We start from the raw sequence: 26,099 nt of genomic DNA on the forward strand, positions 1-26,099 counted from the left end.
CATCATGACACACCCGCTTTTCAGACATGCTGAATTTTATACGACAGTCAACCGTTTGCAGGATTTGCCGCAGACGGCCGGAGTTGAAGTTGCTTTTGCCGGACGTTCCAATGCCGGAAAATCGAGCGCAATCAATACACTGGTGGGAAGAGAACGATTTGCCTTCGTCAGTAAAACGCCTGGCCGAACACAGCACATCAATTTCTTTCAGTTGGGCGCGGAACGCTTCATGGTCGATCTGCCAGGATACGGTTACGCACAAGTACCGCTGGCTATCCGACAGCATTGGTCGCATTTGCTGAGTTCCTATCTGCAAACCCGGCAATCATTGTACGGTATGATACTCATCATGGATATACGCCATCCGTTGACAAAGCTTGATCTGCAGATGCTGGACTGGTTCAGGCAGACGAAAAAACCGGTTCATGTATTGTTGACTAAAGCGGACAAACTGAGCAGAAGCAGAGCACTGGTGGCATTGAACGAAGTCAGGCAGTTTCTGACTGCCAATTACCCTCACTGTACCGTCCAGACTTTTTCCAGCCTGAAAGCCGCGGGCGTGGAAGAAGCTTCGCAGTTGTTGCAAAACTGGTTCGATGCTGGCCATGCCAGCGTACAGCAGGAGAACGGTGAAATCAGCGAGCAAAAAAAAACCCCGGCTAAAGGGGATTGAGCCGGGGAGAATCGCCTTGCTTGTAAGGCCTCGCCTCAGGGAGGGAAGGCGAGAGGTGGTAATTACCAACCACCTGTCTATAAGAATGGACTAAATGAATTTAGTTCCACGATGTATCAATTTTTTTATTTTGATAAATAAAACATGACCTTTTTCAGCCAGTTTCCACAAAAAAGAATGCGCCGTAACCGCCGGGATGATTTCTCCCGCCGTCTGGTCCGGGAAAATCATCTGCGGCCAGATGATCTGATTTATCCGGTATTCGTACTGGATGGCAGTAATCGCGAAGAGAAAGTGGCGTCGATGCCCGGGGTTGTCCGGCAAAGTATTGATCTGCTCCTGCTCCAGGCCGAAAAATGTTTGCGTCTGGGAATCCCTGCCCTGGCAATTTTCCCGGTGATCGATGCTTCCCTGAAAAATCTGACTGCCGATGAAGCCTATAACCCCGATGGCCTGGTGCCTCGCACGGTGAAGGAATTGAAGAAACGTTTTCCCGAACTGGGGGTGATCACCGATGTGGCGCTCGATCCCTATACCAGCCACGGTCAGGATGGTCTGATCGACGCAAACGGCTATGTGCTGAATGATGAAACGGTCAGTGTACTGGAACGGCAGGCATTGTCACATGCCCAGGCGGGTGCAGATGTCGTGGCGCCTTCCGATATGATGGACGGGCGGGTAGCCGCCATTCGTGCCGTACTGGATCGTGACCAGTTTATCCATACCCGGATACTGGCCTACTCAGCCAAATATGCTTCCAGTTTTTATGGCCCGTTCCGGGATGCAGTCGGCTCGTCTGCTACGCTGGGGACTGGTAATAAATACACCTACCAGATGGACCCGGCCAATTCGGATGAAGCCCTCTGGGAAGCGGGGCTGGATATTCAGGAAGGTGCGGATATGATCATGGTCAAACCCGGCATGCCTTACCTCGATATCGTGCGCAGGGTCAAGGATGAGCTGGGCGTTCCTACCTTCGTCTACCAGGTGAGTGGTGAATATGCCATGCTGAAAGCGGCTGCCATGAACGGGTGGCTGGATGAAAAAGCCTGTGTTACCGAGGCATTGCTGGCGTGTAAACGTGCCGGTGCAGATGCCATTCTGACGTATTTTGCGGTGGAAGTGGCCGGCTGGCTGCAGGAACGCGCCTGAAACCGGACTGCTTGCTCACATGATGAATCATACTATCAGGATCACCCGGTAATCATTTACATTGGTATAGGTCGGGCCGGTGACAACCAGATCGCCCAGCTTCTCAAAAAAAGTATAGGCATCGTTGTCACCGAGTAAAGCCGCCGGATCGATGCCGGCTTGCCGTGCCCGGCTCAGCGTATCCGGTGTCATCACTGCACCGGCATTGGTTTCACTGCCGTCTATACCATCTGTATCGCAGGCCAGTGCGTATACCTCTTCCAGCCCGCCGAGTGCAATGGCGAGTGATAACAGAAATTCGGCATTGCGTCCGCCCTTGCCGGCACCTTTTACCGTAACGGTTGTTTCTCCGCCGGAAATCAGTGCGACAGGCGGCCGGTACGGATTGTTGTAATGACGTATTTCGCGTGCAATGGCGGCATGTATTTTTGCGACTTCCCGTGCTTCACCAGTGACGGTATCACCCAGAATGAGCGGGGTGATACCCTGCGCCTGGAAAAATTGTGCCGCAGCGGCGAGTGATTGCCGGGCGGTTGCAATGATCCGGTTTTTCACATTTCTGAACACCGGATCGCCCGGCTTGGGTGTTTCACCCTCTCCTCCATTGCTGCTTTTGCGGCTGTTTTCCTGTAAAACCTCGATAACCTGCGGAGAAACGGTGATCGCATAGCGCTCGATCAGCGTCAGTACATCCTGCCAGGTGGAAGGATCTGGCGCGCAGGGTCCGGAGGTGATAGAGCTCGGGTCATTGTCCGTGACATCCGAAATGATCAGGCAGCGCACTGGTGCTCGGCTGGCGGCCGCCAGTTTCCCTCCCAGCACCGTGGATAAATGCTTGCGCACGATGTTGATTTCCTGGATCGAAGCGCCACACAGCAAGAGTTGATGAGTGATGGATTTCAGTTCCTCCAGTGTTATCCCGGGAACGGGCGCGGACAACAGGCTCGATCCGCCGCCACTGAACAGCCCCAGCAACAGATCATCCGGTTTGAGCATGCGTACCGATTCCAGAATGGCACGGGAAGCCATTTCACTCCGGGTATCAGGGATGGGATGGCTGGCTTCGATTACCATGATGCTGTTGGTCGCCAGTCCATGGCGATAAGGTGTGACTACGATACCTTCCAGATGATTGCCAGCCGGCCAGTGTGCTTCGACTGCGCGCGCCATGGCTGCGGCTGCTTTGCCTGCACCGATGACCAGTGTGTTCCCCGGAGGTGGTTCAGGCAGATGAGCGGGGACAATCTTTTGCGGATCAGCTGCATCGATAGCAGCACGGAAACTGTCGAGCAGCAATTCACGTGGATTCATATAATTTACCCCGTCAGCGTGGTGGAGAGTAATGGCTGGAGAAAATGCCCGGTAAAACTGCCGGGGATCGACGCTACCGTTTCCGGCGTCCCTTCGGCAATGATTCTGCCCCCCCCTGCCCCTCCTTCCGGACCCAGATCGATGATCCAGTCGGCGGTTTTGATCACATCCAGATTATGTTCGATGATGACCACAGTATTACCGTTATCGCGCAGGCGATGCAGGACTTTGAGCAACAGGTCGATATCCTGGAAATGCAGGCCGGTAGTGGGTTCATCGAGAATATAGAGTGTGCGGCCGGTATCGCGCTTGGATAACTCCAGAGACAGTTTGACGCGCTGAGCCTCGCCACCGGATAGTGTCGTGGCAGACTGCCCCAGCGTGATATATCCCAGCCCCACATCCAGCAAGGTTTGCAGTTTGCGTGCGATGGTCGGCACAGCTTCAAAAAATGCATGGGCATTTTCGACGGTCATCTGCAGAATTTCGTGAATGTTTTTGCCCTTGTACTGGATTTCCAGCGTCTCCCGGTTGTAACGCTGCCCGTGGCAAACATCGCAGGCAACATAAATATCCGGCAGAAAATGCATTTCCACCTTGATGACACCATCTCCCTGACAGGCTTCGCAGCGCCCTCCCTTGACGTTGAACGAAAATCTGCCGGGTGAATAGCCGCGCTCTCTGGCTTGTGGCACGCCGGCAAACAATTCACGTACGGGTGTGAACAGGCCGGTGTAAGTCGCGGGATTGGAACGCGGAGTGCGTCCGATCGGGCTTTGGTTGATGTCGATGACTTTGTCGAAAAACCCCAGCCCGTCGATTTCCTGGTAAGCAGCCGGATCAGTATGGCTGCCATACAAATGGCGTGCCACGACACGATACAGCGTATCGTTGATCAAGGTGGATTTTCCTGAACCTGAAACACCAGTTACGCAAATCAGTAAGCCGACCGGTAAATTGAGCTGTACCTGCTTGAGATTGTTGCCGGCTGCCCCACGGATCGTCAACATCCTTTCCGGATTGGGCGGGGTGCGAGTGGATGGAATGGCAATGGAGCGTTTGCCGGAAAGGTATTGTCCGGTCAGTGATGCAGAATTTGCCTGAATGGCCGTTGGTGTACCTTCTGCCACCACACAGCCGCCATGCTCACCCGCTCCAATACCCATGTCGACTACATGATCCGCCAGCAGGATGGCATCTTGGTCGTGCTCCACTACGATGACGCTGTTACCAAGATCACGCAGATGCCTGAGGGTATCCAGCAAGCGTTCATTATCGCGCTGATGTAATCCGATCGAAGGTTCATCCAGCACATACATGACACCGGTCAGCCCGGAGCCAATTTGGCTGGCGAGGCGGATACGCTGCGCTTCACCACCGGAAAGCGTATCGGCGGACCGATCAAGCGAAAGGTAGTCGAGCCCGACATTATTGAGAAATTGCAAGCGGCTGGAAATCTCCCGGATGATACGTTCTGCAATGGATTGTTTGTGGCCTGTCAGTTCCATGCCATCGAAAAACTGTTTTGCCTGCCGCAGCGGCCAGGCACTGATGGCAAAAATCGTTTCGCCATTGACCGTAACGTGCCGGGCTTCACGGCACAAGCGTGTCCCTCCGCATTCGGGACATTCACGCGCATTGATGAATTTGGCCAGTTCCTCACGTACGGTTTGTGATTCGGTTTCCCGATAACGGCGTTCCAGGCCGGGAATGATACCTTCGAAGGGATGAACCTGCTGATGGGCGCGACCTTGTTCGTTGAGATAAGTAAAAGTGATTTTTTCCTTGCCGGAACCATACAGAACGGCCTGTTGCACCTCCTTGCTCAACTGCTCGAACGGAATTTCCAGATCGAAGTGATAGTGATTTGCCACCGCCTGCAACATCTGGAAGTAGAACTGATTACGCTTATCCCAGCTCCGAATGGCGCCTGCAGCGAGCGACAGGTACGGAAAGGCCACCACCCGTGCCGGATCGAAAAAGGTGATCTGACCCAGACCATCACACTTGGGGCAGGCGCCAGCGGGATTATTGAAGGAAAACAGACGTGGTTCGAGTTCGGACAAGGCATAACTGCACACCGGGCAACTGAATCTGGCTGAAAACAGGTATTCCTTGCCACTGTCCATTTCCACCGCCAGTGCCCTGCCCTCGGCATGGCGCAATGCGGTTTCAAATGATTCCGCCAGTCGCTGTTTGATTTCCGGGGAAATTTTGAGGCGATCGACGACCACTTCGATCGTATGTTTTTTGGTTTTCTGTAATTTTGGCAGTGCATCGATATCGTACACTTCCCCGTCCAGCCGGACGCGCACGAAACCCTGTGCACGCAGCTCATCGAACAATTCCGCCTGTTCACCCTTGCGTCCGGTTACCACCGGCGCGAGTATCATCAGGCGGGTGTCTGTCGGTAATTGCAAAACCTGATCGACCATTTGTGAAACACTCTGCGCTGCCAGCCCGATACCATGCTCCGGGCAATGCGGTTCCCCCACGCGGGCGAACAGCAGACGCAGATAATCGTGTATTTCAGTGACAGTTCCCACGGTGGAACGCGGATTGTGCGAAGTGGCTTTCTGCTCGATGGCGATGGCTGGCGACAGCCCTTCGATCAGATCGACATCCGGTTTTTCCATCAGCTGCAGAAACTGTCTGGCATAGGCGGAAAGTGATTCGACGTAGCGCCGCTGGCCCTCTGCATAGAGCGTATCGAAAGCCAGCGAAGATTTTCCGGAGCCGGACAACCCGGTAATTACGATCAGCTGGTTGCGCGGCAGATCAAGGTCGATATTTTTGAGATTATGTGTCCGTGCACCACGGATTCTGATGAGTTCCATTAGCTATCTAAGAATGAGTCAACCTGATAATATACCCAACTTCCCGGTTTTATCACAATTACGCTTCATGTCTGTTTCACCAGCGCCTAATACAGCAACCAAACTCCCCGAAAAAATGTCCCGAGTGGAAATACGAGCTTCCGCCAGTCTGGCGGGCGTATATGCACTCCGCATGTTCGGTCTGTTCATCATCCTGCCGGTCTTTACTTTTTTCGCCAAGGAATTGCCGGGAGGAGACAATTACACGCTGATCGGTATTGCGTTGGGCGCTTACGGGCTGACGCAGGCGATCCTGCAGATTCCATTCGGCTGGCTGTCTGACCGCATCGGGCGTAAACCGGTCATTTATCTCGGATTGGTGCTGTTCGCACTGGGCAGTTTTGTCGCAGCGGGCGCAACCGACATTTACTGGGTGATTCTGGGGCGCATCATCCAGGGTGCGGGTGCCATTTCGGCTGCTGTCATGGCACTGGCAGCTGATCTGACGCGAGAAGAACACCGTACCAAGGCGATGGCAATGATCGGTATGAGCATCGGTATGGTTTTCGCGTTGTCGCTGGTCATCGCTCCTCTGCTGGATCAATGGGTCGGTGTGCCTGGTATCTTTGTGATCACCGGATGTCTGGCCATAATCGCGATAGGGGTGGTGCACAAGATAGTGCCAGATCCGGTCGTCAGCCGTTTTCACTCGGATACCGAGGTGACTGCCGCCCGCTTCAGCAGCGTCATTCGCGATGTACAACTACTGCGATTGAACTATGGTATTTTTGCCCTGCATGCGGTGCTGATGGCCCTTTGGCTCAGCATACCGTTGTCATTGCGGGAAACAGGTCTGGCTGCTGCTGATCACTGGAAGGTCTATTTTCCGGTAATGGTCGGTTCCATACTGCTGATTGTGCCTGCTATCATCTATGCCGAGAAAAAAGCCCAGCTGAAACGGGTTTTCATTGCGGCCATTGCATTGCTGCTGCTGGCACAAATTTTACTGGCAATCTTTAACGCATCATTCTGGGGGCTGGTGTTTGCGTTACTGCTGTTCTTCGCAGCGTTCAATCTGCTCGAAGCCAGTCTACCTTCACTGATTTCGAAAATTGCGCCGGTCGGTGCCAAAGGAACGGCTATCGGCATTTACAGCAGCACACAATTTCTGGGTGCTTTCGTCGGCGCCGGCCTGGGTGGATATCTGTTTCAGCATTTCGGCTTTTATGCCCTGGCGGCAATGTGCAGCGGATTGCTGATTCTCTGGCTGGTGCTGGCCGTCACCATGCAGGCACCGGCCGCGGTTCGTTCCAGAATGTATCAGGTCAGAAAAATGGATTCCGATGAAGCCAATGGCCTGTCACGCGAACTGGCAGCATTACCCGGCGTTTATGAGGCCCTCGTGCTGGCCAACGAGCAGGTGGCTTACCTGAAGGTTGACCTCAAGGGGTTTGATGAAGAAAAAGTGGTTCAGTTACTGGAAGGAAATATATAGATGGCATCACTGAACAAAGTCATGTTGATTGGCAATCTTGGCCGTGATCCTGAAATTCGTTACATGCCCAGCGGCGACGCCATGGCGAACCTGAATATCGCTACCACCGATACCTGGAAAGACAAAGGGGGCGAGAAGCAGGAACGTACCGAGTGGCATCGGGTGGTCATGTTTGGCAAACAGGCTGAAATTGCCGGGGAGTACCTGAAAAAAGGCTCGCAGATTTATATCGAAGGCCGCTTGCAAACACGCAAATGGACCGATAAATCCAACGTGGAGCGCTATACCACCGAAATCGTCGCGGATCGCATGCAAATGCTGGGAGGCCGTTCGGGAGGCGGCAGCTATGATCCTCCGGCCGACCGGGATCATGATTACCAAAGTCAAAGTACCCCGCCTGCCAAATCGAATACAGGTTTTGACGATATGGAAGACGATATTCCGTTCTGAAACCAGACGGGATACGCAGTTCTCTGAAATCAATATGGTTTGGTCTGGATTTCCCATACCAGACCCGAGCACGTAATGGCCGATCCGGCCGCGATAATTGCGGCCAGTATTGGATTTATCCGGTTGCAAAGCCGGTAGCCGTAAGATACAAACATTCGGCACAAATATTCTTTTCCCGTCATTTCTGATGGACGAATCTCATCATCCCGCGCACGCGCCGGCATTGCCGAGCGAGCCTTTTGCCTTTCTGCTGCATTTCTTCCGGCATTATTACGGCTGGTGTGTGCTGGTCGTGGTACTGGAAATCGGTTCATCTGCCAGCAGCATTCTCACGCCGTATGCCATTGGCCAGATCGTGGGTGGTGTTACTGATTCCCTGACGGTACGAGAACAGATTTTTTCGGCAGTCGCTTTTCCGCTTGGGCTTTATCTGCTGCTCAACCTCGGTGAAGTGATATTCAGCCGTGCCGGTGCCTCCTGCCGCATTGTCATTGCACCGCGATTACGGGCGCAGGTGACGAGCGAGCTGTACGCCTACCTGCAGCACCATTCGCATCGTTTTCTCAGCAACAACTTCGCTGGTGCGCTGGCCAGCCGCATCTCGGAAACCTCGACCAGCGTCAACATGACATTATGGACACTGGTGTTCGATTTCCTACCCATTGTCGTCACACTGACCGTCTCGATCATCCTGCTGTGGTACGCCAGCATTCCCCTGTCGCTGTTTACGCTGGTATGGGCATTACTCTACCTGAGTATTTCCTACTGGCTGGCGCGGCGCTGCCGGCCGCTGGCGCATAAATCGGCCGAGGCGCGCAGCATTACAGTCGGCAAAGTGGTGGATGCCGTGACCAACCTTGCCAGCGTGCGGTTGTTCGCCATGCTGGGTTTCGAACGCGGCTACCTGGAAAGTTTCCTGAACAACGAGATTGCCGCTTCACGGCGCTGGCTCTGGTCGAATGAGAAAATACTTTGGTTCCAGTTCCTGCTGGCGTCGACACTCAAGGTGGGCACACTGCTGTTTGCCTTATGGTTGTGGCAGCAGGACCAGATCTCCGTGGCCGATTTTGTGATGAGCATCAGTCTCTCGCTGCTGATCATCGGAGAAGTGCGTAACATCAGCCGCCGTTTCATCGATCTGTTCGAATACATCGGCAATATTGCCAACGGGGTGGGTATCATCGTGCGCGAACATGAAATCGTCGATCGCCCCGGCGCGCAACCATTGCACATTACCCGCGGCTGTATCGAGCTGCGCGGTGTCACCTTCGGTTATTCTCCTGACAATCCGGTATTCGAAAATCTCGATTTACGTATCGAGGGCGGGCAGCGGGTAGGGCTGGTGGGCTATTCCGGCTCAGGAAAATCGACACTGCTCAACCTGATTTTGCGGCTGTACGACCCTCAGCAGGGCAGTATTCTGATCGATGGTCAGGATATCCGGGAAGTCACCCAGCAGTCTCTACATGAACAGATCAGCCTGATCCCGCAGGACCCTGGACTGTTTCATCGCACCCTGCTGGAAAATATCCGCTATGGCCGTCCCGGTGCTACCCGGGAGGAGATCGAACTGGCTGCACGCGGTGCCGATGCACATGAATTTATCGAACGCATGCCCAATCAGTACGAATCACTGGTGGGCGAACGTGGCGTGAAACTCTCCGGCGGCCAGCGGCAGCGTATCTCCATTGCTCGCGTCATCGCTAAAAATGCGCCCATCCTGATCATGGACGAAGCCACTTCCAGTCTGGATTCGATTACCGAACAGGCCATCCAGAACAGCCTGTCTGCGCTGATGAAGAACAAAACCGTGATCGTGGTTGCTCACCGCCTTTCCACTATCGCACATCTGGATCGCATCCTGGTATTCAACCGTGGACGCATCATCGAAGATGGCAGCCATGCTCAACTGCTGGCTGCCAATGGTGCCTATACCCAACTTTGGAGTAGGCAGGCAGACGGATTTTTGGTCGAAGAAACGGAACAGAACGACTGACGAATAATCGTCACTTTACCGTTGGTTGCTATTCAGGTGGTTACCTTTTGCTTTCGGGAAGGTTTTGCTATATATCTTTGTGATACATATCAAGATGTGAGGGAGTGATGGAAACAGCTAAAATTTGCTGGACAGGACGATCTCAAGCAATCCGCCTGCCAAAAAAATATCGCATCGATGGCGATGAGGTTCGAATCAGGCGGTATGGTACTGCAATCATACTGGAATCGATTCCAACTGATTGGGCGTGGCTGGATGCTTTATCAGCACCAATCGATGCAGATTTTAAACAGACATCTGAGGAACAGGATGTGCTTCAGGAACATCCTGAACTGGATGATCTGTTCAACTGATGCGGTACCTGCTGGATACAAATGCCTTAATCTCGATTTTGAATGATACAGCTGGATGTGTTGCTCAACGATTGAAACAATACTTTCCCGCTGATATTGGTCTATCGTCCATTTTCCATCATCGTTACCAAGACCGCACCCTGATATTCAATCGCGGATATATTCTGCAGTAACTACGCCACACCTTTTTCGTTTTAGGGGGAAGCCGTAGGGCTAAACAAGTAACCCATGAAACCAGGCTCTTTTCAGAGTTTGAATGGTAATGTTTACGCCTTATTCTCTCTCGTATCTGGTCAGACAGTTTTTAAACTGACCGAATCTAATAATGTGGCCAACGAGATGCCAACCGCGCTGTACTTCGTTATCGCCGTTACTACTACCATTATGTAATTCGAGTGAACCCATAGAATGGAAGAATTATTCAGGGCGTGGTTGATCGCGCGCGGTTATTCGGCTGTTGGAGCAGCCTCGAGCTACCCATCCGCCATACTTCAGATTTCGCAGCATTACTCAACCGAAACCGGTCGTGTGACAGATATATACGCCATTACTGATCAAGCCACCCTTAGTCAGATTGCGCATGACTATAGCCAAGCTGGTCGCTTCTCTGAGTTCGGATACCAGCAACACAGTAGATTTAGGGCCGCAATAGCTCGCTATTCAGAATTTTTTGTAAATCATAGGGTCGGTGATGTGGTTCAGGAAGTTCATGAGTCAGTCGCCATTGAGACGACAGTTGCAACAGTTAATTTTTCATATGAGAAAGATCTTCAAAAAACCCTGTGTGCACAGATTTCAGATCTATTCCCCGGCTATAGAATCTATGGTGAGGCGAACCTTGGTATTGAGTACGTTATATCTGGGAAAAAGATCGATGTGCTCCTAGAAAATACGCAGAACAGAGAATTGTTAATCGTGGAGCTAAAATCTGGCCGCGCGGATTTTAGGGTATTTGGCCAAATTTCAATGTATCTAGGGCTAGCAAAGAGAGAGTTTCCTGGTCGAGAGATTAGAGGAGCTATTGTTGCGGCGGAAATAGACGACAGCCTGAGATATGCGACAGAAACCAATCCTGATATTCAACTCAAGATTTATCGAATGAGTCTCGAGTTAGAAAATGCATAACCTTAATCGTTGGGCATCTTGATTTCTGCTACGAGGTTGAATTGAGCCACAAATTATTGCTTGTCGATTTCGAGAATGTTCAGCAAGTCGATTTGAGCCACCTTGAAAGCAACTTTCACGTTACGATTTTTGTTGGTGCAAGCCAAAAAAGTGTTCCCATTGATCTTGTTGCAAGTGCTCAGAAACTTGGAGATCGAGTGGAGTGGCAACGTGTTGATGGAAATGGCAGTAATGCTCTGGATTTCTATATTGCTTGTCAGCTCGGACGTGTGATTGAAAAATCTCCAGACTTCCACTGTATTGTCTTATCCAAAGACAAGGGTTTCGATCCCTTGTTGCGGCATCTAAATAAAAATGGATTAAAGTGCAAACGCATCAACAGCCTGCTTGAACTTGAACCAAAGGCTGCTACTACTGAAGAGCCTAATTACAAGCGTGTTTTTGAACTTCTAAGTAAATCTGAAAAGAAGTCGCGGCCTCGCAAGCGAGCGACTCTATCGCAACACATTTCATCAATGTTTCAGAAGAATATTGCACAAAGCGACATCGACCGAATCATTAACATTCTTTTTGCCAATAAAATGATCTCGGAAACCAGTAACATCATTACCTATGAATTCTAGGCAGCCCAACCTAACGACGCTCAACCTCATTTCCTTCCATCGCGGGATGCTGTGCGATAAAGCCACGGCTTTACATTAGTCAGCTATGACGAGCAATGCTCCACTACACAGGACAATCAGGGAGACTCATGTTCAAAGTAATTCTGTTGTCATTTATTGTTCTTGTCGTTGTACCATTCGATAGCTTTGCGCAAACACGGTGTCGCACAGATTCTTTGCAGAACACAACGTGCCGAGACAGCAATGGCAATACAGTTCGTGGCCGGACGGATTCCCTGGGGAACACGACTTGGCGAGATGATCAAGGCAATACGGTTCGCAGTCGAACGGACTCTTTGGGGAATACCACTTACCGGGACGATCACGGCAATACCATGCGCAGTCGTACAGATTCGCTGGGTAATACAACTTATCGTGACAGCGACGGCAACACTATTCGCAGCCGGACAGACTCCCTCGGCAATACGACTTATCGTGACAACCACGGAAATACGGTAAGGTGCCACAAAGATGCTCTGGGCAATACCACTTGCCGCTGATGTTGCCTAATTCTCGCGTTATAAATCTATACCACAAAAACCAAAGGACTCCGTCCAGCTGATGACAAGCAAAAAAGATCTGTCAGAACGTGATATCTGTAGCAGGTTCATCACGCCTGCGCTGGAGCAGGCAGGGTGGGATATGCAGAAACAAGTCCGTGAAGAAGTTGGCTTTACCGACGGTCGCATTTATGTAAAGGGCAATCTATCAGTACGCGGCAAATGCAAGCGAGCGGATTACATTCTGTACTACAAACCGAATATTCCGGTTGCGATTATCGAGGCCAAAGATAACACCCATTCGGTGATGGCTGGCATTCAGCAGGGGCTGGATTACGCCACAATCCTCGATATTCCTACCGTGTTCAGCAGCAATGGGGATGGTTTTTTTGAGCATGACCGCACCGCATCTGTCGGCAATATCGAGCGTGAAATCCCGCTGCATCAATTCCCCACCCCGGATCAGCTCTGGGAACGCTACAAGCGCTACAAAGGTATCATCACGCCCGAGGCTGAACGTATCAGCGCTCAGGATTACTTCTTTGACGGCACCAGCCGCAGCCCGCGCTATTACCAGCAAATCGCCATCAACCGCACGGTAGAAGCGATTGCCAACGGCCAGCAGCGCATCTTGCTGACAATGGCTACCGGCACCGGCAAAACCTATACTGCCTTTCAGATCATTCACCGCTTGTGGAAAGCGGGTGCCAAAAAACGCATCCTGTTTCTGGCGGATCGCAATGCACTGATCGACCAGACACGTCGTGGCGACTTCCGCCATTTCAAAGACAAGATGACGGTCATCAGACACAAGAAAATAGACAAATCCTACGAAATCTATCTGGCGCTGTATCAAGGGCTGACCAACTACGATGAAGACAAGGACGCCTACCGCGAATTCAGCCCGGACTTCTTCGATCTGATCGTCATCGACGAGTGCCACCGTGGCAGCGCCTCGGAAGACAGTGCCTGGCGTGAGATTCTGGATTATTTTAAAACTGCCACCCACATTGGCCTTACCGCCACACCCAAGGAAACGGAAACGGTTTCCAGTACCGAATACTTCGGCGACCCCATTTATACCTACTCGCTCAAACAGGGTATACAGGACGGCTTTCTTGCCCCCTACAAGGTGCTTCGGGTCGGCCTGAATGTCGATCTGGAAGGTTGGCGACCGGAGGCAGGCAAAACCGACAAGAGCGGCCAACTGGTGGATGATCGCATCTACAATCGTAAGGATTACGACAAGAGCCTGGTTATCGACGAGCGCACCGAAGCCGTGGCCAACAAGATCACCGAGTACCTGACCAAGACCAACCGCTTCGACAAAGCCATCGTGTTCTGCGTCGATATCGACCATGCTCAGCGCATGCGAGCCGCACTGGCCAACGCCAACAGCGACCTGATGGCGCAGAACCCCAAGTATGTCATGCAGATCACGGGCGACAACGACGAAGGCAAGCGAGAACTGGACAACTTTATCAACCCGGAAGAGCGTTATCCGGTGATTGCCACCACCTCCAAGCTGATGACCACCGGTGTCGATGCCCAAACCTGCAAGCTGATCGTACTCGACAGCAACATTGGTTCCATGACCGAGTTCAAACAAATCATCGGGCGTGGTACTCGCATCAACGAAGCATTCGGCAAAACCTTTTTCACCATCATCGATTTTCGCAATGTCACCGATTTGTTTGCTGATCCGGATTTCGATGGTGATCCGGTACGCGTAAAAGAGCTGGGCGAAGATGACGAGTTTGAAAGCCCGGAAGAGGAACTCGCTGATGACGAATCCATTACCGATGAAACCGGTGAAGAAATTATTTTCGATCCACACCCTGAAGTACCTGAAATCATCACTGGGGGCAATATCATCAGCCAGCCATACGCCAAGTACTACGTCAACGGCGTCAATGTGGCGATTCTCAACGAACGTATCCAGTACATGGATGGCAATGGCAAACTGATCACCGGCAGCCTGAAAGACTACACCCGGCAGATGGTACGCGAGCAGTATCAATCACTGAACGACTTTCTCACCAAATGGCACAGTGCTGACAAAAAACAGGCCATTATCGACGAGTTGACCGAACAGGGCATTGTGCTGGAAAACCTCAAAGAAGCCATTGGCAAGGAAATGGACATCTTCGATTTGATCTGCCATACCGCCTTCGATCAGCCACCGCTCACCCGTGCCGAACGTGCAAAGCAAGTGAGAAAGCGCGATGTCTTCACTCAATATGGCGAGCAGGCGCGCAGAGTGCTGGAAGCCCTGCTGGACAAATACGCCGATGAGGGCATAGAAAATATCGAAGACATCAAGGTGCTCAAGGTCAATCCCTTTGACCAGTTTGGCACCCCGACCGAGATCATCAAATTTTTTGGCGGCAAGCAATACTACTTGCAAGCCTTGACTCAACTGGAACAAGCGCTGTATCAAAGGGCGTAGCAAACAAAAAAGAGCAGTAATGTAATGACAAACGTATCAGGCATCGTTAAATCCGCTCGCAACATCATGCGGCAGGATACCGGCACCGGCAGCGACGAGCTGCGCATTCTGCAACTGGGCTGGATGCTGTTTCTGAAAATTTTCAGCGATAAGGACAAAGAGCTGGAGCTGATGGACGATCACTACCATTCGCCCATTCCCGCCGGACTGCACTGGGATGAATGGGCCGGTGATGACGAAGGTATGACCGGCGACGAACTGTTGCAATTTGTCGATCGCAAACTGTTTTCCGTGTTATCCAATCTCGATCTTTCCACTGCTAATCGTCGAGCAGTGCTGGTGCATGAAGTATTTGCCAACAACTACAACTACATGAAGTCCGGCATTCACTTGCGCCAGGTCATCAACAAACTGAATGAAATCGACTTCAACAACAGCAAAGATCTGCACCTGTTTGGCCAGATTTATGAAACTTTTCTGAGCGAGCTGCAAAGCGCGGGCACGCTGGGCGAGTTCTACACCCCGCGCGCCGTCACCCGGTTTATGACCGACATGATCAACCCTGAACATGGTGAAACCGTGCTCGATCCCGCCTGTGGCACCGGTGGTTTTTTAACAGCGGTGATCGAACACCTCAAAGCCACTGCCAATACTGTGGCCGAGCGAGAAGCCATTGGTCAGAATGTGTGTGGCTGGGAATACAAGCCGCTGCCCTATATGCTGGCCAACAGTAACCTGATCCTGCACGATATTGTCACGCCCAATATTCAGTTCGGCGATTCCCTGCAACGCCCCCTGAGCGAATACACCCGCAAAGACCGGGTGGATGTCATCCTCGCCAATCCACCCTTTGGCGGCGTGGTATCCAACAACAACGAAAACAACTTTCCGCAAACTTACCGCACCAGAGAATCAGCCGATCTGTTTTTGATTCTGATGATTCACCTGCTCAAAGAGGGTGGCCGTGCTGCCATTGTGCTGCCCGATGGTTCACTCACCGGCGACGGCGTGAAACAACGCATTCGTCAGAAACTGCTGGAAGACTGCAACCTGCACACCATCGTGCGTCTGCCCAACTCCGTGTTTCAGCCCTATGCCTCGGTGGCTACCAACCTGCTGTTCTTTACCAAAGGTGAACCCACCAAAAACATCTGGTATTACGAGCACAAACTGCCGGAAGGCTACAAGGCGTACTCCAAAACCAAACCCATTCAACTGGCCGAGTTCGACATCCTGAAAAGCTGGTGGGCGAACCGAGAGGTCAACGAGCAGGCCTGGCAGGTGAATATCGACACGATCAAAGCCAATGGCTACAACCTCGACATCAAAAACCCGCACCGTGCCGAAGAAGAACAGCAATACAGCAGCATCGAACTGCTCGACCTGCTGCATCAGTCCTTCGCCAAGGGTGATCAGTTGCTGGAGCAGTTGCGCAAGGAGCTGAGTAGTGGAAGTAATTAAGCTGAAAGAACTGTGTGAGTTCGAGAAAGGCTCTACAGGATTGGCTAAGGCAGAGCCTGGCGATTATCCATTAGTAACCACCGGAGCTGAACGAAAAAGCTGCAACACATATCAGTTTGATGCCAAAGCCGTTTGTATTCCTCTTGTGTCTTCAACAGGGCACGGTCATGCCAGCCTGAAAAATGTTCACTACCAGGAAGGAAAATTTGCGCTTGGTTCAATCCTGGTTGCGCTAACCAGCAAAGACGACAACAGGCTGAATATTCAGTTTCTTCATTTGTATCTATCTCAGTTGAAAGATCAGGTTTTGGTGCCACTGATGAGTGGTGCTGCCAATGTGGCATTATCGATTAAGAAAATTCAGGATATTGAAATTCCTTTGCCCTCTATTGAGAGGCAACGTGAGATTGTTAAACGGTTCAAGTCAATAATCATTGAAGAAAATGAACTCAAATCTGAACTCACTCATCAACAAACCCTGCTGAAAAAATTGCGCCAACAGATTTTGCAGGAAGCTATTGAAGGCAAACTCACTGCCGACTGGCGCGCGCAAAACCCCGATATCGAACCAGCCAGCGAACTGCTCAAACGCATCGCCGCTGAAAAAGAACAACTGATCAAAGATAAGAAAATCAAAGCGCAGAAATCGCTGCTACCAATCACAGATGGGGAAAAACCGTTTGAGCTTCCGCAAGGGTGGGGGTGGTGTCGGTTGGGAGATTTAATAAACATTAGCTCAGGGGATGGCCTTACATCCGCTGAAATGAAAGAGGGGGGAATTCCTGTATTCGGTGGTAACGGTATTAATGGGTACCATAATGCATATAACACGAGTGAGGTTGCTGTTACGATTGGTCGTGTAGGAGCTTACTGTGGTGCTGTTCACTTAACGCCTGTATTTGCATGGATAACTGATAACTGTTTCAGGGTTTACTTCAGTAAGCATAACATTGAAATCAACTATTTAGCGTTACACCTTAAGCAGATGGATTTAGGTAAATCGTCATTCAACGGTGCACAGCCCGTAATAAGTGGAAAGAGAGTTTATCCGCTATTAACGCAGCTTCCACCATTTCAAGAACAAAAAGCTATCGTCACCAAAGTTGAAAAACTGTTGGCTCTCTGCGATCAACTGGAAGCCCAAATCACCCAAAATCAGGCCCACGCCGAACAGCTGATGCAGGCGGTATTGCAAGAAGCGTTCAATCATAACAACGAAGCCGAACCCGCATCGGTAACACTCCAGACCAGCGCCCATTTGTCTGACGCTATGGTTTATGGAGATTATTAACGCTTGGCAAAGCCAGTTGTCCATGTCGGAGAGCCTGCTTGCCTACCGGTGGCGGCGATGTGGCGTAGGCTATATTCCAGAAACGATGTTATATACAAAGTTATTGGACAAAATGTCTTATATATTACGTTATGCGACAAGGGCCTCTGCAACTAGACGGGGAGCGCTGTGATGAAATGGGCAATTGAAGTTCAAAAAACAAGTCTGGAGCAAAGGAATCTAGCTGATCTTCTCAAGGGACTAGGTTTCGATCTGATACAGGAAAATGAATGTCCAGCGTTATCGTCTCCAACCATTGATGCCTGTGCGACGGCAGCAGATGCGTTTGAGATAGCGAAGGACGTAAGAGCAGCATTCAAGGGTCCTGCGAATATTGATCCGGAATTTGCGCTTGGATCAGTGATTGACTATGCTACTACGCCACCGCGCCGCCATGTGTTTCTAGAGGGGGCCTCATGTGTAATGAAGAATACCTGCGGCACTGGAGCCATAACGATCTCTCCGCCAAAAGAACTCTCTTCCGACGAGTTATCCAAGTGGCACGAAGAACACAATGAACTCGAATATCAAGCCACACTGGAGCGCCAGCGGGTTCTTCTTGAGCCTGCTTTTCTCGATCCAAAGGCTGCGAAAGTAATTGAGCTGTTGTGCATTGAGAATCCATCTGGTGAAACGTTGTACAAGATCTACGAATTTGCCGAAGGACACCACAACAACAGATCAGCATTTCATGACGAGATTGGGATTAATGAAGAGCAGTTCAATCGTTTCAAGGATGCTGTTCATAATCCAGCAGTTACCGGCGACTGGGCAAGGCATGGGATTCCCCGGGAGCTGAATAGCACTGATCCTATGACCCCGACCGAGGCAGAGCAGTTTGTGCGCCGGATCGCCGAAAAGTGGCTTCAGTCAATTCGACGAAGCAAATAAGGGGTGGGGTTGACGCATAACGATTCGTTTCGAGCGTCCCTCAAGCTACACGTTGAACTTCAATAAAATGAATATTCGATCCGTTGTCTTTTTTATTTGTGCGCTTTTGTGTGCGGTCGCGAATGCACAGATTCAAGCTGATCTCAATGATGATGCGTGTGGGGCGTATCGGGAAGCGGACAAAAAGCTCAATGCCATCTATCAGCAGCTCCTGGAGCAGCATAAAGACGATGCCAATTTCACGGCCAGGCTACGCAAGGCACAACGCGCATGGTTGGCATTCCGGGATGCGGAGATGGAAGCTATTTATCCCGCTGATAACAAGCGCGAGGAATACGGTTCGATCTATCCAATGTGCAGTTGTTTGGAGCAGGCTGCATTGGTTAACCACCGTATTGAGCAGCTTTCGGGGTGGCTTACTGCGGAAGAAGGTGATGTGTGCAGAGGCAGCCGGTAAATAAATCCAGCAAGTGCATCCAGCCGACCTATTTGCCTTCGCTTCGCGGCGTGGTTTCACTCATGAATTAGAAGGTACGATATGAAGAAACTCATATTTCTTGCGGTGGCAATAGTTGCCGGCTATTCGTATCTCGGCAATCCCTACACCTCAATACCCGACAGACTCCAGCACCCGACTTTCTCGGAGAGCCGGGGTGATACGGATGCAACGATTGCTGATGCTTTCTCAAATCGTAAGAGTAATCTGCAAGTCTCCGGGGAGGGTGTTGTCACAAAATTGCTCCCGGATGACAATGTTGGCAGCAGGCATCAAAAATTCATTATTTCCCTGCGTTCCGGCCAAACGCTTTTGATTTCGCACAATATTGATATTGCACCGAGAATAGGTTCCCTCAAAAAGGGAGATGCTATTCAATTCTCAGGGCAGTATGAATGGAATGAAAAAGGAGGGGTTGTGCATTGGACGCATCGGGATCCAAACGGCTCCCACGTGGGAGGGTGGCTAAAACATAGTGGACAAATTTATCAGTGATTTGAGAACTGCAGGGCCTGGAATGACATGATTTCGTTCTGTCATTCCAAGCCCTGAGCTATATTTATTTACTCTCAATTTGATTAAATTTACTCAACGCGACAATAGCTGCTTTTCTGGCTGCGGCAGGTTCGCCAGCCCGAGATTCTTTTATGACGTCATTCAGGTGTTTCAATCCTTCCTGAAGATGCTTGTTTTCAGGATGTGTTGATTTAACTTCAACGGCATACCTTTCTGCTTCCTGCGCCAGTTGTGTCATGGTCATTACATCTACTGCCAGAACCACAGCTTCTGTTTGCCTGATTGCTTCTTGCAGATGAACATTCTCTATCTGCGCGTTGGCTGAATTGAGCATAAATAAAGACAGAATGAAAGTACTCGATAAGATTGATAATATTTTTTTCATAACCTTCCTCTTTTTGTTAAATAAGATTTTGATGTAGATTAGTTTCTGTCCGGCATAATTTCTGCGGGGGACTGTTCTGACGGATTGCGAAGATTGTGATTTTGCTGATCAGTTGAATTGCTATCAGCCTCAGGTATCACGGTATCTTCTATACCTCTTCTGCCTTCATCCGAATCATTTCGCTGATCATATTTTTGGGTATCTTTTTTCTTTTCGTATTTCTCACTGTTTGCGCGATTGCTGTCTGAAGAAGAGTCGGCTGTTGCCGCAGTATTTCCTATCAGGAAGAATCCGGATAACAAAGCTGCCGGCACTAAAATAGAAAGTTTTACCTTTGAGATATGAGCTTTCATTTTGAATATCCTCGTATGTTTATAAGACGCTACGATTAACCTTTCTTTGATTGAGTTAACGCCCCGGTTGATCCACTTCAAATGCTGTTTCTGTACTGTTGGAGACAGAGTTGCACATCTGTAAATGCAGTTGTGGCAATAAAGAGGTAACAGCTGATGTCGATAAAATGTTCAGTTTTTCATAATTAACTCCTGTTAATTTAATAAGTTAAAAAAGTTCTATTTACTACCTTTGTAAGACAGATGAGATGCCGGCTCACCTGTGCAGCCCCGATACTTATTGTTGTTTCATAAGTACCGATCTGCTCTTTAAGTCGAATCATCATTTCTGCACGATGGTTCGATTATCATTTTCTAAAACAGATTCTTAGCAGCTATCGCAATCATGAGCAAAAGCGTTAACCTGTCTTTCCGCGTCTTCCTTTGCAACTTCATATTTGGTTTGGATTTTTCCCACCAGTCGCTCACGTTTGCCTGCAATGACATTCAGCTCATCATCAGTCATATCGCCCCATGTTTCTTTAAGTTTGCCTTTTAGTTCCTTCCAGTTTCTTTCAACCGTATTCCAGCCCATGATTTCTCTTCTTTTATTGAACTTTAAACATCCCAGATCATTGGTTGAGCAGGTATGTTTCATATACCCTCCATATGCAAAGATAATTAAGAATTAAACTTAAAAACTACAGCTGGACGCATCTGATTGTGTATCTGGCACACTGTCTTGAATGCAGCGCGATAAATATCTTGTGCATGAGAAGGCAGAACATGAATAACGTTTTCGAATAGATCTTCGTTCTTTTTGTAGGGCATAGAGAAATCTCCATTTAGCAAAAAATAAGATCTTTATGTAACCCGGATCCAGTAAATCAGACTTATGTCATCTTTAAAAAGTAATTATGCTGTAATCGAAAACCATTCTTATTTTCTTATAAAGAAAGTGTACAAATATCTTTTATCGTTCAATATTTTTATATGCTAAATTACTATTAATATCATAACCGTATGATATTAATAGTAATTTAGTTTGATTGATTTCATCATTTAATGATAAAAAAATGATGATGAGCCAAAGTTTTTTGTTAAATTGCGATCCGCTATGGGGTGCTGAACCACACCCCAAAGGATTCTGTTGCTCAAACTGTTAGTGGCAGGTTTAATTCTCAGGGAGGGCAGTATGGAGGGAATGAGAAAGGGGTATCGTCATTGGATGCATCGGGATCAAAACAGCTCCCATGTGGCAGGGTGGACATAACGGATAAACCTGTCAGTGATTGCTGCTGATGTTGCGTCAACCCCGTTCTCTACAGTCGCAGGGCTGCCAGTTAGCGCTACATCAGGGTGTCCCGGGGAGAGCCGCATCGATTTGAGCGGTTGATTCCGTATAGCCAGCCTTCTCCTTAATATTTGGCTTGTGTTGTTTCAGTGCCGACGGATTGAGTGTTAGTTGCTGATAGTAATTTACCCATGAGGGGTATTTCTCCGGCGTTGCCCATACGCGGTAATGCAGGCGTGACATGATAACCGGGTCACTCAACAGTGTCAGACGGCAATCGCGGTTGAGTTTGTCAGGGAGCTCATTTAGTGCCTGCTCAATTTGATGATCGCGGGCAATTTCAAGCACTTTGCTCTTGCGGTGGCGAGCGGTGGCTGTTGCCGTTGCCAGCGCATTGAATGAGGGATGAAACACGGCGTGCATAAAACCATCGTTCAGTGTGCGGTTGCGATTCACCATCAGATAATTGTCTGTATCCACCAATACCTTGGGCGGTGAATATTCTTCCGGGATCAGGAGTAGCTTCCAGCGTTTGGCACGCAAGCCAATAGATGCACGACTGGAAAAGATTGATACGAACGGTGACAGAATCAGCGAGAAGACGATAGGCGCCAGCCAGAACAGAAAGCGCAAATCGAGCCACGCCATCCCTATTGCCCAAACCAGCCCCAGCAGCAGTTGAGAACCATGGCGCATAAAGGCTTCACGCCACGTGGTGGAGTCATCGTCGCGTTGTGGCGATTTCCATGTCACCTCCCAGCCAAGAAAGGCGCTGACTACGAATACCGTATGGAACAGCATGCGCACCGGCGCCAGCAGCACTGAGAAAATCACTTCCAGCAGCAGGGAGATCGTAACGCGAATGAATCCGCCATACTCCTTTGTTCCTTTGCACCAGATGAGCAAAATACTTAGCAGCTTGGGCAGAAACAGCAGCACCATGGTCGAGGCCAGCAGCGCGATCGCCAGCTCCGGTTGCCACTGCGGCCACACCGGAAACAGCTGGTGCGGTTGCAGGAAGTAATGCGGTTCTGTGAGCGTATGTACTATCTGCAGTGCGGTGGAAAGTGCAAGAAACATAAACCACAGTGGTGCGGAAAGATAAGACATGACGCCGGTGAGGAATACTGCGCGATGTACCGGATGCAGGCCTTTCACCAGGAACAGGCGGAAGTTCATCAGGTTGCCGTGACACCAGCGGCGATCGCGTTTAAGCTCGTCCAGCAGGTTCGGTGGCAGTTCTTCATAAGAACCCGGCAGATCGTAAGCAATCCATACTCCCCATCCCGCACGGCGCATCAATGCGGCTTCCACGAAGTCGTGAGAGAGAATGGAGCCCGCAAAAGTGCCTTCACCCGGCAGAAGCGCCAGCGTACAGTGTTCAATGAATGGTTGCACACGGATGATGGCGTTGTGGCCCCAGTAGTGTGATTCTCCCAATTGCCAGAAATGCAGGCCGGCAGTAAACAGGGGCCCGTAAACACGGGTCGCAAACTGCTGGCAGCGTGCGTAGAAGGTATTCATGCCTGAGGCTCTCGGCCACGATTGAATGATGCCAGCATTGGGGTTGGCCTCCATCAAGCGCACCAGACTGGTCAGACACTCTCCTGACATCACCGAATCCGCATCCAGCACTACCATGTAACTGTACTGGCTGCCCCAGCGGCGGCAGAAATCGTCAATATTGCCGCTCTTGCGTTTTACGCGGCGGCCGCGACGACGATAGAATATCTGGCCTTTATCCTGTACCTCTGCAATCAGTTCTATCCATGCTTTTTGTTCTGCAACGCAGATATCAGGGTCATAGCTGTCGCTCAGAATATAGATATCGAAGTGTTGCTGCTGATTTGTCGCCTTTAGTGATTCCCAGGTCGCCCGTAATCCGGCGAATACACGATCCACGTCCTCATTGCAGATAGGCATGATCAACGCCGTACGGTGCCCGGGATGGATTGGCGTATCTTCCGCTATCGATGCGGAAATACTGTATTTGTCTTTACCGATCAGCAGTTGCAGAAAACCCATCAGCGCCGTCCAGAAACCGGCGGATATCCAGCAGAAGAGAATGGCAAACAGGATTAAAATGCCGCTTTGCAGTATATAAGGCAGCAGCTGCATAAACGATACCCACACATCCTGGCCAATCATGTCGATCGGATTGATCAGCGCCCAGCCCTGATAAGGAAGGATGGTTTTCATATACCAGGTGGCAAGTGCAGTCTGCGAAAATGTCAGCAGCAGCAGGATGTAGCGGCGAATGGTGCCGACAGTGCACCATTCTTGTTCATGAGCCTGCTCTTCCTTCGTCAGTTGCGACACATGGCGCGGTGTGATATTGCGTCCGCGCATATGATCCCAGAATCGGCCAATCAGATTGGTGTGCCATGGATCCGGTGACATGGATGAGCGTGTCGCTTTGGGCATTGTCTCCAGCTGCGTACGCGCTTCATCGTCTTCAGTCAATTGTCTGTTGACCAGAGAATCAGGCCAGCTTTGCTCAAGCCGTGCTTTCACAGATCCCAGTGGCGAATCATCCTCACGCGCATAGTTGCGATGCTCAGGATCCAGCATCTCGTGAAGGGTGCGGATATCCGTTGCCGGCAGCGTTGCTTTCTCAGCAGCAGTCAGCGGTAGCGCATCAATATATTCGGTGATCTTATTCATCAGCGGGCAACTGATAGCTCCAGGTTTCACTCAGTATCTGGTCACCATTGACCAGTGCAGCACGCATCTCAGTGATTTTCTCTACATCTTTCACTTTTACGCGCAGTGTCAGGCGCCAGCCTTTGATAATCGGGTTGTAACGTACGCTGCTTTCGACGATCGTACCGTTGTCATCGATACTGGCCTGCGCTGCAACAGGCGTATCCTGCGGCAATTTCTTCATTTTCCTGCCAGTGAAATCGACGATGAAGGCAATCGTGCCGTCAGGCAGGCGAATCAGATTCGATTGTTTTACATCGCCCGTTGAGCGAAGCGTCTGTATGACATATGCGTTATCCGGTGCATGCAGTTTGTCTTCATCCTTGCTGAAGGTGAGGGTGTATTTGAAGTTTATTTCTTTACCCGCCTCCGGCAGTTGATCCGGTGTCCAGAAAGCAACGATGTTGTCGTTGGTTTCGTCGTTGGTCGGAATTTCTATCAGCTCGACGCTGCCTTTGCCCCATTTCCCTTTCGGAGTGATCCATGCGCTCGGTCGCAAATCGTAACGATCATCCAGATCTTCAAAACGTGAGAATTGACGGCCACGCTGCAGCAGGCCAAACCCCTGCGGGTTTTCTGTGGAAAAACTGCTGATAGCCAGATGCTTGGGATTGTTCAGCGGGCGCCAGAGCCACTCTCCGTTACCGGCGTGAATAGAAAGGCCGTTGGAATCATGTAACTCAGGACGGAAGTTCATCATCGGGGAAGGCTGGTTGGAGCCAAACAGGAACATGCTCGTCAGTGGCGCAATGCCCAGCTTGCCGACCTTGTCGCGCAGATAGATTTTCGACTGGATGTTAACGGTGATGTCGCGGTTCGGCATGATGACAAAGCGGTAAGCGCCCGTCGCGTGTGGCGAGTCCAGTAGTGCATAAATTATCAGGTGCCTGTCAGCGGGTTTAGGCCGTTCGATCCAGAATTCCCGGAACCGGGGAAACTCTTCGCCGGAAGGCAGAGCAGTATCGATAGCCAGGCCGCGTGCGGAAAGACCATAAACCTGGCCTGCGCCAATCATGCGGAAATAGCTGGCGCCGAGCATACTGAGAATTTCGTCGTTTTTATTTTTGCTATTGATTGGATAGAGCACTTTGAAGCCGGCAAAACCAAGATCTTTCACTGTGTCTTTGTCATGCTGGACGTTGCCAAAATTGAAATAATCAGGGCTGTATTTGATTTGATGTACCGATGTAGCAGTGACTTCATTGATTTTGACAGGTGTATCGAAATACATGCCCTGGTGGTAAAACTCAAGCTTGAATGGGGTCTTCAGATTGTTCCAGTAAGCTTTATCGTGATTGAATTGAATCTGTTGATAATCCGCATACTTCATATCGCGGAAAATGGAGGGCAAGTTGGTTTCCGGTGTTTCATAACTTTCGCTGGCTAGTAGTTGGGCCTGTTTTGCGACATCATCGATACTAAAGGCCCAGGCCGACGAAGCGTATAAGACTAATAACGTTACTGCTACACCCAACCAACGCATTTTTGTTATTTGTGGTTTATGTCTCATCCGTTTGTCTTTTGTGTACTTGATCGATCCAGTCCATTTATTTTGATGATAATCCAGGCAATCTGAACGGCTGTTGACTGATGCCATCTGCATTCGATTGTTCAGAAACTTTCGCATCGGAACTCATCAAAATATATACACTGCCTGTGGTTCCGACAGGCCTTGCCTGAATCAGTTCTGGGAATCTGTTCAAAGCCTC

General features: G+C 50.2%; 22 protein-coding genes. 14 read left to right on the forward strand and 8 right to left on the reverse strand.

The annotated features are described in order from the left end of the window. The first annotated feature begins 4 nt into the window (after positions 1-4). Both yihA and hemB read left to right on the forward strand, forming a co-directional pair. Complete coding sequence (gene yihA, locus HRU73_RS11395; RefSeq protein ID WP_287398754.1) at positions 5-673, forward strand: ribosome biogenesis GTP-binding protein YihA/YsxC; 669 nt, start codon at positions 5-7, stop codon at positions 671-673. 144 nt (positions 674-817) lie between these two features. Then, entirely contained in the window at positions 818-1,825 is a 1,008-nt protein-coding gene (hemB, locus tag HRU73_RS11400; protein WP_287398755.1) for a porphobilinogen synthase, read from the forward strand. Positions 1,826-1,852: 27 nt separating this feature from the next. Here hemB and HRU73_RS11405 read toward each other — a convergent pair whose 3' ends face one another. Both HRU73_RS11405 and uvrA read right to left on the reverse strand, forming a co-directional pair. Then, a complete protein-coding gene (locus HRU73_RS11405) occupies positions 1,853-3,136 on the reverse strand; it encodes a glycerate kinase type-2 family protein (RefSeq protein WP_287398756.1) in 1,284 nt (427 codons plus the stop codon). 5 nt (positions 3,137-3,141) lie between these two features. Next, on the reverse strand, positions 3,142-5,973 hold the full coding sequence (gene uvrA / locus HRU73_RS11410; protein ID WP_287398757.1) for an excinuclease ABC subunit UvrA: 2,832 nt from the start codon (positions 5,971-5,973) through the stop codon (positions 3,142-3,144). 115 nt (positions 5,974-6,088) lie between these two features. Here uvrA and HRU73_RS11415 point away from each other — a divergent pair, with 115 nt between their 5' ends. From HRU73_RS11415 to HRU73_RS11440, 6 genes are all read left to right on the forward strand, one after another. Further along, positions 6,089-7,447, forward strand: a complete 1,359-nt coding sequence (locus HRU73_RS11415) for an MFS transporter (protein ID WP_281871290.1) — start codon at positions 6,089-6,091, stop codon at positions 7,445-7,447. Then, complete coding sequence (gene ssb, locus HRU73_RS11420; RefSeq protein WP_011112916.1) at positions 7,448-7,897, forward strand: single-stranded DNA-binding protein; 450 nt, start codon at positions 7,448-7,450, stop codon at positions 7,895-7,897. It abuts the gene before it with no gap. Between the two features lie 187 nt (positions 7,898-8,084). After that, entirely contained in the window at positions 8,085-9,893 is a 1,809-nt protein-coding gene (locus HRU73_RS11425) for an ABC transporter ATP-binding protein (protein WP_287398758.1), read from the forward strand. A gap of 107 nt (positions 9,894-10,000) precedes the next feature. Then, on the forward strand, positions 10,001-10,246 hold the full coding sequence (locus tag HRU73_RS11430) for an antitoxin (protein ID WP_281871828.1): 246 nt from the start codon (positions 10,001-10,003) through the stop codon (positions 10,244-10,246). Between the two features lie 408 nt (positions 10,247-10,654). Further along, positions 10,655-11,371 (forward strand): endonuclease NucS domain-containing protein, encoded by a 717-nt coding sequence (locus tag HRU73_RS11435; RefSeq protein ID WP_281871829.1) that lies wholly within the window; start codon positions 10,655-10,657, stop codon positions 11,369-11,371. Positions 11,372-11,412: 41 nt separating this feature from the next. Further along, a complete protein-coding gene (locus tag HRU73_RS11440) occupies positions 11,413-11,994 on the forward strand; it encodes a PIN domain-containing protein (RefSeq protein ID WP_281871830.1) in 582 nt (193 codons plus the stop codon). Positions 11,995-12,143: 149 nt separating this feature from the next. On the opposite strand, the gene HRU73_RS11445 is transcribed toward HRU73_RS11440, so the two are convergent. Beyond that, positions 12,144-12,500, reverse strand: coding sequence for a hypothetical protein (locus HRU73_RS11445; protein ID WP_287398759.1), 357 nt, complete (start codon positions 12,498-12,500; stop codon positions 12,144-12,146). A gap of 94 nt (positions 12,501-12,594) precedes the next feature. Here HRU73_RS11445 and hsdR point away from each other — a divergent pair, with 94 nt between their 5' ends. The 6 genes from hsdR (at position 12,595) to HRU73_RS11475 (ending at position 19,655) form a co-directional block, all read left to right on the forward strand. Next, on the forward strand, positions 12,595-14,982 hold the full coding sequence (hsdR, locus tag HRU73_RS11450; RefSeq protein ID WP_287398760.1) for an EcoAI/FtnUII family type I restriction enzme subunit R: 2,388 nt from the start codon (positions 12,595-12,597) through the stop codon (positions 14,980-14,982). A gap of 24 nt (positions 14,983-15,006) precedes the next feature. Continuing rightward, positions 15,007-16,443: a class I SAM-dependent DNA methyltransferase gene (locus HRU73_RS11455; protein WP_287398761.1), complete on the forward strand. Its 1,437-nt coding sequence runs from the start codon at positions 15,007-15,009 to the stop codon at positions 16,441-16,443. Next, positions 16,430-17,734, forward strand: a complete 1,305-nt coding sequence (locus tag HRU73_RS11460; protein ID WP_287398762.1) for a restriction endonuclease subunit S — start codon at positions 16,430-16,432, stop codon at positions 17,732-17,734. The genes HRU73_RS11455 and HRU73_RS11460 overlap by 14 nt, the downstream gene beginning before the upstream one ends. Positions 17,735-17,905: 171 nt before the next feature. Beyond that, a complete protein-coding gene (locus tag HRU73_RS11465; RefSeq protein ID WP_287398763.1) occupies positions 17,906-18,664 on the forward strand; it encodes a hypothetical protein in 759 nt (252 codons plus the stop codon). Positions 18,665-18,716: 52 nt separating this feature from the next. Continuing rightward, positions 18,717-19,121 carry a lysozyme inhibitor LprI family protein gene (locus HRU73_RS11470; protein ID WP_287398764.1) on the forward strand — a complete coding sequence of 135 codons (405 nt, stop codon included), beginning with the start codon at positions 18,717-18,719 and terminating at the stop codon, positions 19,119-19,121. Between the two features lie 81 nt (positions 19,122-19,202). Beyond that, positions 19,203-19,655 (forward strand): DUF3465 domain-containing protein, encoded by a 453-nt coding sequence (locus HRU73_RS11475; RefSeq protein ID WP_287398765.1) that lies wholly within the window; start codon positions 19,203-19,205, stop codon positions 19,653-19,655. 64 nt (positions 19,656-19,719) lie between these two features. Here the strand turns inward: HRU73_RS11475 and smbP are convergent, their stop codons facing one another. The 5 genes from smbP to mdoG all read right to left on the reverse strand — a co-directional run bounded on the left by smbP (position 19,720) and on the right by mdoG (position 25,882). Then, entirely contained in the window at positions 19,720-20,061 is a 342-nt protein-coding gene (gene smbP, locus HRU73_RS11480; protein ID WP_287398766.1) for a small metal-binding protein SmbP, read from the reverse strand. 38 nt (positions 20,062-20,099) lie between these two features. After that, complete coding sequence (locus tag HRU73_RS11485) at positions 20,100-20,414, reverse strand: hypothetical protein (protein ID WP_287398767.1); 315 nt, start codon at positions 20,412-20,414, stop codon at positions 20,100-20,102. A 367-nt stretch (positions 20,415-20,781) separates the two neighbouring features. Further along, a complete protein-coding gene (locus tag HRU73_RS11490) occupies positions 20,782-21,051 on the reverse strand; it encodes a CsbD family protein (RefSeq protein WP_353765047.1) in 270 nt (89 codons plus the stop codon). A 696-nt stretch (positions 21,052-21,747) separates the two neighbouring features. Next, positions 21,748-24,351 carry a glucans biosynthesis glucosyltransferase MdoH gene (gene mdoH / locus HRU73_RS11495; RefSeq protein ID WP_287398768.1) on the reverse strand — a complete coding sequence of 868 codons (2,604 nt, stop codon included), beginning with the start codon at positions 24,349-24,351 and terminating at the stop codon, positions 21,748-21,750. Then, positions 24,344-25,882, reverse strand: a complete 1,539-nt coding sequence (gene mdoG / locus HRU73_RS11500) for a glucans biosynthesis protein MdoG (RefSeq protein WP_353765139.1) — start codon at positions 25,880-25,882, stop codon at positions 24,344-24,346. The genes mdoH and mdoG overlap by 8 nt, the downstream gene beginning before the upstream one ends. Positions 25,883-26,099 lie beyond the last annotated feature (217 nt).

Source organism: Nitrosomonas sp. H1_AOB3, from assembly GCF_015709435.1.
GTDB lineage: Bacteria > Pseudomonadota > Gammaproteobacteria > Burkholderiales > Nitrosomonadaceae > Nitrosomonas > Nitrosomonas europaea.